Source organism: Azospirillum fermentarium (genome assembly GCF_025961205.1).
Classification (GTDB): Bacteria; Pseudomonadota; Alphaproteobacteria; order Azospirillales; family Azospirillaceae; genus Azospirillum; species Azospirillum fermentarium.
In genome coordinates this window covers 343,227-355,013 of sequence record NZ_JAOQNH010000002.1, presented here as the reverse complement: position 1 = coordinate 355,013, position 11,787 = coordinate 343,227, and the positions used below count along the sequence as shown (strand labels likewise).

Below are 11,787 nucleotides of genomic sequence, written 5' to 3'. Positions count from 1 at the left end.
CCTACCGCGCCGCCGCCTCCCGCACCGGGCGGGCGGCGGGTGCGGTCAGGGTGCGGCTCCAGCCGATCCACAGGGCGAAGGCGGCCATCGCCGCCACGCCCCCCAGACCGGTCAGAAGCTGCACCGCGGCCCGGTCGCCCGACAGGGTGTTGACCATGTCGGCCAGCGGCGCCAGCACGACCGTCAGGCAGAAGACCTCCAGCGAATGACGCCCCATGCGGCGCAGGTGGGCCGCCGCCGGGTGGTCCAGCCACGGGCCGTCGGGCACCAGCGCCGTCACCCACACCGCCAGCGCCAGGAAATGCAGCAGGCGCAGCGGGGCCAGATCGGTCTTGCTGATGGGATAGATCAGCTCCGCCACCGCCCGCGGCATCACCGCGTCGTGCAGTTCCGGCCAGCGCCACGACAAGGCCAGCAGCGCCGACGCCGCCAGATACACCGCCGCCGCCCGCACCACGGGCCGCGCCCGCCACCACCGCGCCCCGGCACCGGCAGGGCGCCATGCCGTGACGCAGCCCAGCACGAACAGGAACTGCCACGCCAGCGGGTTGAAGAACCAGCGCCCGCCCCCCTGATCCGGCATGTTCCAGCCGAACACCTGCGTCAGCCCGTACAGCATCGCCGAGGCGCCCAGCACCGCCAGCCGCCAGCGCCGCAGGAACGGCACGATCACCGCCAGCAACAGCAGCAACAGGATGTAGAGCGGCAGCGGGTCCATCAGGTGCGGCTTGAACCGCAGGGTCAGGGCGTCGAGAAGGGCCTGTTCGGTCTGGCTGACGAAATAGCCCAGGTGCATGTCCTGGATGAAATCACGGGTTTCCACGCGGGCGTTGGCGAACACCACCACCCCCATCAGCAGCACCATCAGGAAGATGTGGGCGATGTACAGCACCCAGGCGCGTTTCAGGATGCGCATGGCCGCCGCACCATAGCCGTGCCGCTCCATCACCCCGCCATAGGCCAGGGTGGCGCCATAGCCGGCCAGGAACACGAAGATCTCCGCCGCATCGCTGAGGCCGGCGTTGCGCGGCGACACCTGCCCCAACACGTTGCCGGGGATATGGTCCCAGAAGATGAAGATCAGGGCCAGCCCGCGGAAAAGATCGACGCGCCCGTCGCGGCCCTTGCTCATCGTGCCCCCGCCCCCCTGTTCTGCACCGCCGCAGGACATGCGGCTGGACAGGGCCGGCGTCAATCCGTAGTAACCGCTTCCGCCCCCCGCTCCTGCCGGCACGCGGTTTCCAGCACCCGCGCCCCCAGCGGGCAGCCTGCTGGTCGGTCCAGCGGTAACCGATGTGGTCGGCATGGAGCACCAGAACCCGCGGAGCCCCGCATTTTCAGCCCTTTCATACTTTTATCTTATGACTGTTGCCCGAACTCAGATTTTTAGAGAGACGCATGATGAACAATAAAGACGGAATCGATAGAAACATAAAAATTTTATCTGCGATATGCGGTGTCATTTTTTCATAATGATCACGAAACCATTACGGCGCCTTGGCCAGGAAGCAGCGTCAAATATTTTAAGAACCTGTCATTTTAAGGCGGCAATACGGCCGACTGCCATTGCCGCACGAAACGCTGGTGCTTCAGCGGATCGAGAAAGGCCAGCAACGCCGGCCCCAGGGCGATGGGGTGCAGCGGCGCGTCGGTGACGGCGCGCAGGCCAGTGGACGACGCCTCCCGCGTGACGGTGGGGGCCAGGGCATAAAGGGTGGAGCCGCCGGCCACCATGTCCTGACCACGGTACGAGAGCAGATAGTCGATGAACTGCCCGGCAAGCTGGGGGGTGCGGGCGGTGGCGGGGATCACCGCCACCCGCGACACCACCAGCGTGTAATCGCGCGGGGTGACAATGCCGATGGACGTCCCCGCCGCCGCCCGCGCCCGCGCGTACGACCCGAGAACGTTGTAACCGATCAGCACCTCCCCCCGTTCCACCATGTCCAGGATGTCGCCGGAACAGCAGGTCAGGCGCACCTGCACACCCCCCAGCGCCGCGGTCAGTTGCCAGAACTGGCTGAACAGGGCGGCGTCTTGGGCGGCCAGCAGCGCGCCGATGCCGCTGGACGCCGCGTCATAGGTCGCCACCCGCCGCAGAAAGCGGGCCGGGTCGCCGCGCAGAAGGCGGATCAGGGCGTCGCGGGTCTGGGGCGCCTCGCTTTCGGACAGCAGAGCGCGGTTGTAGACCATCACCACCGGCTCGAAGGTGAAGCCGAACGCCTCGTTCCGCCAATTGGCCCAGGCGGGCAGCGGCGGGCCGACCGCCGGGCGGTGGGGCTGGGTCAGCCCGTCGTTGACCAGCTTCACCTGCAGATCCGGCGCCGAACTGATGAGCAGGTCGGGGCGGTCCCCGCCGGGCCGGGCCGCATCCTCCAGCGCGCGGTCGTAAAGCTGTTGGTTTTCCAGGGTCACGTAATCGATGGCAATCTCCGGGCGGATGGACTGGAAATCGCGGATCAGCGGCTCGATGGCCGCGCGGTCGGTGGCGGAATGGATGCGCAGCCGCGCCCCCTCCCCGCCCGGCGCGGGGTAGAACCGATGCTCCTGCGCCCACGCCCCCGGAACACCGGCCAGCAGCAGCCCAGCGGCCAGCAGCACGGCCACAGCCGGACGGCGGGACGGCGAGGCGGGTGCCGCCACGGCGGGAAAGCCGATGCACACCGCCAGGCCGCCACCGGGGCGGTCGGCCAGGATCAGGGACGCGCCATGGGCCTCGGCCACCGAACGGACGATGGACAGGCCGAGCCCGCTGCCGGCCACCCCGGCGGCGGAATCCCCGCGGCGGAAACGCTCCAGCACCCGCGGCTTGTCGTCGTCGGGGATGCCGGGACCACGGTCGGCCACCCGCACCACCGGCCCGGCGCCATCGGCGGCGGACAGGAGCACCACATCCACCGGGCCGAAGGCACCGGCGTATTTGACGGCGTTGTCCACCAGATTGGCCAGCGCTTCGCGCAGGCTGATGGCATCGCCCGGCACCGGCGGTACGGCGTCGGCGGGCAGGGTCAGGCGGACGGGCGTATCCTCCGCCACCACCTGGGCGCGCTGCACCACCTGTTCCAGCAGGGCGGCGAGGTCCACCGCCTCCGGCTCCAGGGCTTCGCGGCGGTGCATGACCATGGCGTGATTCAGCAACTGGCTGGTCAGGTGGCTGGCCTCCACCGCATTGCGGTGAACGCGCTGGGCGATGCGGCGCAGGCGGGCGGGGTCGTCCTCCTCCGCCGCCAGTTCGGCCTGAAGCCGCAGGCTGGCCAGGGGCGTGCGGATCTGGTGGGCGGCGTCGGCCAGAAAGGTCTGCATGGTGTCCAGATTGCCCTTCAGCCGCACCATCACCTGATTGATGGCGTGGACCAGTTGCGACACCTCCTTGGGCGGGGGCAGAACGATGGGGGAGAAATCATGGGGCTGACGGGCGCGGATCACCTGCTCCAGCGCTGCCAGCGGCGCCAGCGCCCGCTGCACCCCAAACCAGATCAGCGCCCCGGCGGCCACCACGGCGAAGACGATGGCGAAGAAGGCGTTGGCGAGGATATCCGACGCCAGCGCCCCCCGCTCCTCCCGCGTCTGGGCCACGGCGATGGTGACCCAGCCGCTGGTGTCGGGCTGGGCGGCGAAGCGGTTCAGCACCGCCACCCGCACCGGCATCCCGCGGTAGGTGGCGTCGTGGAACCGCTGGGTGGTGCCGTCGCCGGGCCGCAGCCCCGCCGGGGCCGCCTTCACCGGCAGATCGGCATAGCCGGTAATCAGGCCGCCGTCGGGGGCGGTGACGCGGTAGAACACCCGGTCCCGCCGCGCCTGGGCCAGAATGCCCAGCGCCGAATAGGGAAGATCGACGGCGAAGCGCCCGTCCTGCACCTGCACCGTGTCGGCGATGGACAGGGCGGACGCCAGCAGCAGCCGGTCGAACGCCGCGTCCGCCGCCCGGCGGGCGTAGGCGTCGAGGAACAGGAACAGCCCGGCGGCCAGCACCGCCAGCACCCCGAACAGCCGCACCACCAGCCGGCGGCGCAACGAGTATCCCTCAACCCTCTTTCCCGGCCAGTTCAGCCACATACCCCAGCCCCCGTTTGGTGCGGATCTCCACCGACGCCCCCTCCAGCTTGCGCCGCAGGCGGGAGACATACAACTCGATGGCGTTCAGCGCGGTGGGCTGGTCCAGGCTGAACAGCCGGTCCATCAGGTCGTCCTTGGACAGCACGGTGTTGAGGTGGCTGAGGAACAGTTCCAGCAGACGGAATTCCCGCCCGCCCAGTTCCACCGGCTGCCCTGCCACCGTCACCGCGCGGGCGGCGGCGTCGAAGGTCAGATTGCCGAACACCGTCACCGACGACGCCATGCCGTGGGACCGGCGCAGCAACGCCCGGCACCGCGCCTCAAGCTCGCGCAAATCGAACGGCTTGACGATGAAGTCGTCGGCGCCGAGATCCAACAGGCCGATGCGCACGTCCACCTGGGACCGGGCGGTCATCACCAGCACCGGCGTGGCATCCCGCCGCCGGCGCAGCCGGTTCAGCAGCGTCTGCCCGTCGGTGCCCGGCAGCATGATGTCGAGCAGGATCAACTGATACGCCTCCTGCCCCAGCAACTCTTCCGCCTCGTCGCCGGTGGCGGCCCAGTCCACGCCATAGCCCAGCTTGCGCAGCCGGTGGACGATGGCGTCGGCCAGATCCTCGGTATCCTCGACCACCAGAATGCGCATGCGGGCGTCCTCCCTTTTCCGGGGGCATGGAGTGCGTCAATGGGCCAGCAGCACCGACAGCGGCGGCGGTTCGCGCAGGATATCGCGGGTGACCCCGCCCCACACCATTTCCCGCACCCGGCTGTGGCCATAGGCGCCCATGACCATCACGTCCGCCCCCTCCTCCAGCGCCGCGTCCAGCAGCGCGCGGCTGATGCCCCGCCCCGCCGGAGACAGGGGGTGGATGAGCGCGGACACGCCGTGACGGGCCAAGTTCGCCGACAGGCGGGCGGGATCGGCGACCCGGCCCGGTGCCGGGTTTTCCGCCGCCAGGATCACCACCCGCCCGGCCCGGCGCAACAGCGGCAGGGCCAGCGCCACCGCCCGCGCCGCCGCCGTCCCGCCGTCCCACGCCACCGCCACCGCGCCGCCCAGTGTGGCCGGTTCCCCGGCCGGCGCCAGCAGCAGCGGGCGGCCCGATGCGAACAGCGCCGCCTCGATGGCCGGGGCCAGGGCGCCGGAACCGTCGGCGGGCTGGGCCATCACCACCAGATCGGCCAGCCGCCCCTCCTCGGCGATGATATCGGGCAGGAGGCCGGTGACCGGCCGCCACGCGGCGGACACGGCAAAGCGCCCGCGCACCGCGTCGAACACAAGGTGGGCGCCGTCCAGCGCCGCCGCCTGATCGGCCCGCCCGATGCGGACAAGCTCGTCGGCCAGGGCGGCGGGAATGGCGGCATGCTCCACCGACGTGCGGATCTCCACCGGCGGGATCACGCACAGCCCCTCCACATGCGCCCCGAAACGGGCGGCGGCGAGGAAGGCGGCGGTGGCCGCCCGGTTGTCGTGGGGCTGCCCGGTCAGGGGCACCAGGATCGTCTTCATGGGTTCACTCCTCCCCCGGATCAGAAGACCAGCGCGGAATGGGCCAGCACCTCCGACCCGCCACGCCAGATCATGTCGAGCGCCACATAGGTGATGACGGCCAGCCCGACCCAGCCGATCCAGCGGTAGCGGTGCAGCACGTGGGCGATCATGTTGGCCGCCGCCCCCATCAGCACCACCGACAGCAGCAGCCCGATCACCAGGATCACCGGGTGGTCCTTGGCGGCCCCGGCCACGGCCAGCACATTGTCGAGCGACATGGACACGTCGGCGACGACGATCTGCCAGATGGCCGCCCCCACCGTGGTGCCGGCGGCCACCGCCGCCACCCCGCCGCCGGAGATGCCGCCGGTATTGGAGGGAGCGGTATCGGGGGCGTCCATGGCCTCGTCGGGCGCCACCTCGTCGGCGCCGTGGCTGCGCAGTTCGCGGTACATCTTCCAGCAGACCCACAGCAGCAGGATGCCGCCGGCCAGCGTCAGCCCGATGATCGCCAGAAGCTGGGTGGTGATGAGCGCAAAGAAAATGCGCAGCACGATGGCGGCGGCGATGCCCCAGAAAATGACCTTCCGGCGCTGGGCCAGCGGCACGGCGGCGGCGGCCATGCCGACCACGATGGCGTTGTCGCCGGCCAGCACCAGATCGATGGCGACCACCTTCGCCAGCGCCGTCAGTTGCAGCCAGAGATCGAGACTTTCCATGATGCGTGTCCTTGAGGGAAGAAACCGGCCCGGCTCAGGCCGCGGGGGAATCGGCGGAGGAGGCACCGGCGGACGGCGAGGCCCCACCATCCGCCGCCCGGCGGCGGCGCAGCAGCAGCGGTCCGGCCACCAAGAGAACGGCCAGTGCCAGCAGCACGGCGGAAATGGGGTGGGAGACGAAGACGCTCAGGTCGCCCTGGCTGATGACCAGCGCCCGGCGGAACTGCTGCTCGGCCAGCGGCCCCAGGATCAGCCCCACCACGCACGGCGCCACCGGCACGTTCAGCACCCGCATGCCGAACCCCACCAGACCGATGATCCACAGGATCACCAGATCGACCACGTTGTTGTTCAGCGTGTACGACCCCAGGGTGGCGAACACCAGGATGCCGGCGTACAGCCACGGGCGCGGGATCAGCAGCAGCTTCACCCAGATGCCGGCCAGCGGCAGATTGAGCAGCAGCAGCAGCACGTTGCCCACGTACAGGCTGGCGATCATGCCCCAGACCAGTTCGGGGTTGTTGTCGAACAGCGACGGGCCGGGCTGCAGCCCGTACTGCTGGAACGCCGCCAGCATGATGGCCGCGGTGGCCGAGGTGGGCAGGCCCAACGACAGCAGCGGCGCCAGCACCCCGGCGGCGGCGGCGTTGTTGGCGGCCTCCGGCCCAGCCACCGCCTCGATGGCGCCCTTGCCGAATTCCTCGGGCGTCTTGGACAGGCGCTTTTCCGCCAGATACGACAGGAAGGTCGGGATCTCGCTGCCCCCCGACGGCAGGGTGCCGAAGGGAAAGCCCAGGAGCGTGCCGCGCAGCCACGGCTTCCACGACCGCTTCCAATCCTCCCGGCTCATCCAGAACGAGCCCTTCAGGTCGTAGATCTCTTCCCGCTCGAAGCGGTGGCGGGACGCGACGTAGAGCGTCTCGCCCACCGCGAACAGGCCGACCGCCACCACCACGGTGTCGATGCCGTCCAGCAGTTCGGGGATGCCCAGCGCCAGCCGCGCCTGTCCCGTCTGCATGTCGATGCCCACCAGCCCCAGCGCCAGACCCAGCAGCAGGCTGGCCAGCCCGCGGGCCAGCGACTGGCCCAGAACGGCGGTGACGGTGGTCAGCGCCAGGATCATCAGCGCGAAATACTCCGCCGGGCCGAACAGCAGCGCCACCCGCACCATCAGCGGTGCGACGAAGGTCAGGGCCGCCGTGCCGATGGTGCCGGCCACGAACGAGCCGATGGCGGCGGTGGCGAGTGCCTGCGCGCCGCGCCCTTGGCGCGCCATGGCGTGGCCGTCGATGGCGGTGACGATGCTGCCGGATTCCCCCGGCGCGTTCAAAAGGATGGAGGTGGTGGAACCGCCGTACATGGCGCCGTAATAGATGCCGGCGAACATGATGAAGGCGCTGGTCGGCTCCAGGCTGTAGGTGACGGGCAGCAGCAGCGCCACGGTCAGCGCCGGCCCGATGCCGGGCAGCACGCCCACCGCCGTGCCGACGGTGACGCCGATCAGCGCCCACATCAGGTTATAGGGGATCAGCGCCACGGAAAAACCGTGACCCAGAGCGGCAAGGGTATCCATGTCATGCACCTTTTGGGGCAAGGCCCGGCCCATCCGTCATCCGACGGGGGCCGGGCGCAGTCCTTCCCAGGGACGGGGGCTTTTTCAAACCGCCCCCTTGTCCGTCAGTCTTTGCCGCCGGCCAGCAGCCATTCGAACACATCCCCCAGGGGAAGGTTCAGGCCCAGCGCGTGGTTGAACACCACATAGGTTCCCACGGCCAGCCCGACGCCCAGGGCCGCGTCCACCAGCGGGCGGCGGCTGCCGAAGGCGCGGGACACCGCCATGAACAGCAATGCCGCCGCCGGTATCCAGCCCAGCGCCTCCACCAGCAGGAACTGCACCGCCAGCCCGGCGGCGGTCAGGGCCAGGGCCGGGCCGTCAAGCTCGAACCCGCCCTCGTGGGCGATGTGCCCGGCAAAGGCCTCGCGCAGCACCGCCAGCCCCACCAGCACCAGCCCCGCCGCGATCAGGCAGGGAAACAGGGCCGGGCCGGCCAGGAGGCTGCCGGACATGGGCGTCCGCAGGGTTTCAACGGCGATGAACACACCCAGCGCCAGCAGCCCGCCGCCCATGGCCGCTTCACCGATCCGCAACGTCCGGCCCGTGGTCATGGCCCGTCTCCTCCTTGTCCGTTGCGGGGTTACTTCACCAGACCCAGGTCTTTCAGCGTGCCCTCGATCTGCGCCCGCTCCTGCTTCAGGAAGGCGGCGAACTCCACCGGGGGCAGGTAGAGGTCGATCCAGCCGCGCTGGCGCGCAAGCTGTTTCCAGTCGTCGCTGGCCACGGCCTTGGCGACCGCCTCCTCCAGCTCCTTCTTTTCCGCCGGCTTGGCGTTGGCCTGCATGAACACGCCGCGCCAGTTGACGAATTCCAGATCGACGCCCTGTTCCTTCAGGGTCGGGGTGTCGCTGCCCTGGAGCCGCTGGGGCGCCGACACGGCGATGGCGCGCAGCTTGCCGGCCTGGAACTGGGGCGCGAATTCATTGTAGCCGCCCATGCCCAGCGTGATGTGCCCGCCGAGTGCGGAGGCCAGAAGCTCGCCGCCGCCGGCGGTGGCGACATAATTCACCTTGGTCGGGGGCACGCCCACGGCCTTGGCGATCAGCCCGGCCAGGATCTGGTCGCTGCCGCCCGCCGACCCGCCGCCCCACGACACCGATCCGGGGTCGGCCTTGAATTTGGCGATCAGGTCGGCCAGCGTCTTGATGGGGGAATCGGAGGGCACCACCAGGGCGGTGTATTCGCCGGTCAGCCGGGCCAGCGGCGCCACCTGATCCAGGGTTACCACCGATTTGTTGGTGACGATGGACCCCAGCATGATCTGACCGCCCACCAGCAGCGCCGGCTGGCGCTTGCGGGCGGTGACGAACTGGGCCAGCCCCACCGTGCCGCCGGCACCGGGGATGTTCGCCACCTGGATGCCGGAGGCCAGATTCTGGCTTTGCAGAACCTGCTGCAGCGCGCGGGCGTGCTGGTCCCAGCCGCCGCCGGGGCTGGCCGGGGCGATGATCTCCAGCCCCTTGATCTCGGCCAGCGACGGGACGGCGGTCAGGGTGACGGCGGCCAGCACGGCGGCGCTGGCGGCGTGCGTGAAGAACGCGGAAACGCGGGTGGACATGCTTCCTCCAGACTCTTTTCGTGTTTTGAAAAGGGCCGGCGTGCGGGCGGACGGAAAGCCAGGTCTTTGCGGAGAATCCGGGCGCGGCTAGGCCGCAGCACCACCCAAAGGTGCCATCATGAACGTCGTCCCCATCACGTCGGTGTTTTTGTTTTTTTAACGGGGACCGCGTTTCCCGCTGCCCCCGTCCTGGAGACACAGTAGCAGCGGAACCTGTCATCAACCTGTCAGGCTGCGACAGAAAGGCACAAAAATGTTATATGCGGCGCAGCATCCGTTCGTCCCGCGGGACAGGATCAAACAATGATGTCGAGATACATGCCGCGGCGGTAATTGCGCGGCAGGGTCAGGATGCCGTTGACCACCAGGGCGGCCAACTGGCGCATGGTGGGGATGCGCTGTCGGCCCGGCGACGAGGCGATGTCACCCTGCCGGCCACGCACCGACGGCCGCCCGACACCCGATGGGTCGGTGCGGATGGGGTCGTTGCCAAGCTCGCCGATGCGCCGTGAGTCTGCCATGGGGAATTTTTACCATAAATGCCGATCGGCCGCAATCTGTGGCGCCATCGCCACAGACTGAGGCACCGACGCATCGCCCGCCTTGACCGCTGTTATCCACAGAACCGGGGATAAGGCCGTGGATAAGCCTGTTGAAGAGGGCGGCCCGCCTATCCGGCGGCGGGGGGTGGCGGGGCGGTTCCGATTCGGCGGCAATCGGCTTCCACCTGTTCCAGAATTGCCACAGCGGCGGCGGCCACGGAGGGGGTCAGCCCCTCGCCCGCGGTGAAATCGCCGCCTTCGATGCCATAGATGACGAGGATCGGCGGCAGGCGTCCGAGCACGCGCGCCATCTCCACCGCCTCCGCCACCCCGAACAGGTGGGAGGAGGCACGGAACAGCCCGGCGGGCAACGTCTCGGTGTGGGCGTCGAAACGGCGGATTGTGCCGGGGGCCGCCCCCGATTGCAGCGCGTCCACCAGCACCACGGCGGCGCAGCCGTCCCAGGCGTCCATCAGCCCGGCCCCCTCCCCCGGATGGCTGTCCGCCGGCCAGCCGCGCGCGGCCAGCCGGGCGGCCACCCACGGCCCCACCCCGTCGTCGCGGCGGAAGGGATGGCCGACGCCCAGAATGCGCAGAGGGATCATGCCCGCCGGGTCAGCGCCCATAGGGACAGGCGGGGCGCCCGCAGGCGACGGCGGAATGGGGGGCGACATAGGCCCCGCACTCCGGGCACTTCTCCAGATCCTCCGCATCGCGCGGACCGCCGGGGACGGACCGCCCGGTCCCCGCCGACGGGGCGGGCTGGGCGGCGCTGCGGTTCAGCCGCTCCTTCCCCGCTTCCGAGATGCGGCGGAAGAACCGCATCCCGAACAGGGCCGCGACGATCACCACGATGACAAGGAGGATCTTCGTGAACATGGGATGAAGGAGTACCCGGACGAGGGGGAGGGGTCAAGCGGGGTTACAACCCGAACCGCCCCCACACCGCCCGCTCCTCCACGGTGTTGAGCGCCGCCGCCGGCAGGGCCGCACCGATGCCGTGGCCCAGCCGGCTTTCGCCATCGCCGCTGCGGAACGGCAGGCGCGACAGCAGCCCGCGGCTCGGCTCCACCACCCGCAGCCGCACCTTCTCCCCGAAGCGGGCGCGCAGGTGCGGGCGCATGTGGGCAACCCCGTCGATCAGGCCAAGGCCGACGGCGGTGCGCCCGCTCCAGAACGCGCCGGAGAAAAGCTCGCCCTCCTCCCCCTTCAGCCGCTCGCCGCGGCGGGTGCGGACGTGGCTGATGAAGAACTGGTGCACCTCCTGCTGCAGCGCCTTCAGCCGGGCCACGTCGTCGGGGTTTTCCGGCAGGAAGGGATCAAGGATGGCCTTGTGCTCCCCGGCGGTGTAGAGGCGCCGCTCCACCCCGTGGCGGCTGATGAAATCGTGGAAGCCGAAGCCGCCGCTGACCACGCCGATGGACCCGACGATGGTGCTGTCATCGGCGTAGATCTCGTCGGCGGCGCACGCCAGCCAATAGCCGCCGCTGGCCGCCACATCCTCGCAGAAGGCCAGGACCGGCACCTTCTTTTCCTCCGCCAGATCACGGATGCGCCGGCCGATCAGCGCCGACTGCACCGGCGATCCGCCGGGGGAGTTGATCAGCAGGACCACCGCCACCTGATTCTTCGGCGCGAAGGCCTTTTCCAGCAGCGGCGCCACCCCGGCCATGGACAGGGTGCGCCCAAAGGCGCCGCCGGACGCGGCGATGACCCCCGTCAGCCGGACCACCGACACCAGCGGTTCACGCTTGCGCCACGGGCCGAAGGGAAGGCGGGACAGGAAAGCGGGCATGGGTCGGGTA

12 protein-coding genes are annotated in these 11,787 nt (G+C 69.9%); all 12 read right to left on the bottom strand.

The features are described from left to right. Position 1 precedes the first annotated feature (1 nt). The 12 genes from M2352_RS16550 to M2352_RS16495 all read right to left on the bottom strand — a co-directional run bounded on the left by M2352_RS16550 (position 2) and on the right by M2352_RS16495 (position 11,777). Complete coding sequence (locus M2352_RS16550) at positions 2–1,132, bottom strand: OpgC family protein (RefSeq protein ID WP_264665669.1); 1,131 nt, start codon at positions 1,130–1,132, stop codon at positions 2–4. Positions 1,133–1,539: 407 nt separating this feature from the next. Next, positions 1,540–4,014 carry a sensor histidine kinase gene (locus tag M2352_RS16545; protein ID WP_264665668.1) on the bottom strand — a complete coding sequence of 825 codons (2,475 nt, stop codon included), beginning with the start codon at positions 4,012–4,014 and terminating at the stop codon, positions 1,540–1,542. A gap of 10 nt (positions 4,015–4,024) precedes the next feature. Continuing rightward, positions 4,025–4,702 (bottom strand): response regulator transcription factor, encoded by a 678-nt coding sequence (locus tag M2352_RS16540; protein ID WP_264665667.1) that lies wholly within the window; start codon positions 4,700–4,702, stop codon positions 4,025–4,027. 36 nt (positions 4,703–4,738) lie between these two features. After that, the gene (locus tag M2352_RS16535) at positions 4,739–5,566 is read right to left on the bottom strand and encodes a universal stress protein (RefSeq protein WP_264665666.1); all 828 of its coding nucleotides are present in this window, start codon (positions 5,564–5,566) and stop codon (positions 4,739–4,741) included. Between the two features lie 20 nt (positions 5,567–5,586). Continuing rightward, a complete protein-coding gene (locus M2352_RS16530) occupies positions 5,587–6,267 on the bottom strand; it encodes a TerC family protein (protein ID WP_264665665.1) in 681 nt (226 codons plus the stop codon). Positions 6,268–6,301: 34 nt separating this feature from the next. Then, a complete protein-coding gene (locus tag M2352_RS16525) occupies positions 6,302–7,840 on the bottom strand; it encodes a tripartite tricarboxylate transporter permease (protein WP_264665664.1) in 1,539 nt (512 codons plus the stop codon). A 104-nt stretch (positions 7,841–7,944) separates the two neighbouring features. Then, positions 7,945–8,433, bottom strand: a complete 489-nt coding sequence (locus tag M2352_RS16520; protein ID WP_264665663.1) for a tripartite tricarboxylate transporter TctB family protein — start codon at positions 8,431–8,433, stop codon at positions 7,945–7,947. Positions 8,434–8,462: 29 nt separating this feature from the next. Beyond that, positions 8,463–9,440, bottom strand: coding sequence for a Bug family tripartite tricarboxylate transporter substrate binding protein (locus tag M2352_RS16515; RefSeq protein ID WP_264665662.1), 978 nt, complete (start codon positions 9,438–9,440; stop codon positions 8,463–8,465). 296 nt (positions 9,441–9,736) lie between these two features. After that, a complete protein-coding gene (locus M2352_RS16510; protein ID WP_264665661.1) occupies positions 9,737–9,961 on the bottom strand; it encodes a hypothetical protein in 225 nt (74 codons plus the stop codon). 149 nt (positions 9,962–10,110) lie between these two features. Beyond that, positions 10,111–10,587 carry a hydrogenase maturation protease gene (locus M2352_RS16505; RefSeq protein ID WP_264665660.1) on the bottom strand — a complete coding sequence of 159 codons (477 nt, stop codon included), beginning with the start codon at positions 10,585–10,587 and terminating at the stop codon, positions 10,111–10,113. Positions 10,588–10,597: 10 nt separating this feature from the next. Next, complete coding sequence (locus M2352_RS16500) at positions 10,598–10,861, bottom strand: hypothetical protein (RefSeq protein WP_264665659.1); 264 nt, start codon at positions 10,859–10,861, stop codon at positions 10,598–10,600. A 43-nt stretch (positions 10,862–10,904) separates the two neighbouring features. After that, a complete protein-coding gene (locus M2352_RS16495) occupies positions 10,905–11,777 on the bottom strand; it encodes a S49 family peptidase (RefSeq protein WP_264665658.1) in 873 nt (290 codons plus the stop codon). Positions 11,778–11,787 lie beyond the last annotated feature (10 nt).

Excerpts from the sequence above, each read along its gene's own strand:
- M2352_RS16505 (WP_264665660.1), bottom strand. The coding sequence starts at position 10,587 with ATGATCCCTCTGCGCATTCTGGGCGTCGGCCATCCCTTCCGCCGCGAC.
- M2352_RS16520 (WP_264665663.1), bottom strand. The coding sequence starts at position 8,433 with ATGACCACGGGCCGGACGTTGCGGATCGGTGAAGCGGCCATGGGCGGC.
- M2352_RS16510 (WP_264665661.1), bottom strand. The coding sequence starts at position 9,961 with ATGGCAGACTCACGGCGCATCGGCGAGCTTGGCAACGACCCCATCCGC.
- M2352_RS16540 (WP_264665667.1), bottom strand. The coding sequence starts at position 4,702 with ATGCGCATTCTGGTGGTCGAGGATACCGAGGATCTGGCCGACGCCATC.
- M2352_RS16495 (WP_264665658.1), bottom strand. The coding sequence starts at position 11,777 with ATGCCCGCTTTCCTGTCCCGCCTTCCCTTCGGCCCGTGGCGCAAGCGT.
- M2352_RS16500 (WP_264665659.1), bottom strand. The coding sequence starts at position 10,861 with ATGTTCACGAAGATCCTCCTTGTCATCGTGGTGATCGTCGCGGCCCTG.
- M2352_RS16530 (WP_264665665.1), bottom strand. The coding sequence starts at position 6,267 with ATGGAAAGTCTCGATCTCTGGCTGCAACTGACGGCGCTGGCGAAGGTG.
- M2352_RS16535 (WP_264665666.1), bottom strand. The coding sequence starts at position 5,566 with ATGAAGACGATCCTGGTGCCCCTGACCGGGCAGCCCCACGACAACCGG.
- M2352_RS16550 (WP_264665669.1), bottom strand. The coding sequence starts at position 1,132 with ATGAGCAAGGGCCGCGACGGGCGCGTCGATCTTTTCCGCGGGCTGGCC.
- M2352_RS16515 (WP_264665662.1), bottom strand. The coding sequence starts at position 9,440 with ATGTCCACCCGCGTTTCCGCGTTCTTCACGCACGCCGCCAGCGCCGCC.
- M2352_RS16525 (WP_264665664.1), bottom strand. The coding sequence starts at position 7,840 with ATGGATACCCTTGCCGCTCTGGGTCACGGTTTTTCCGTGGCGCTGATC.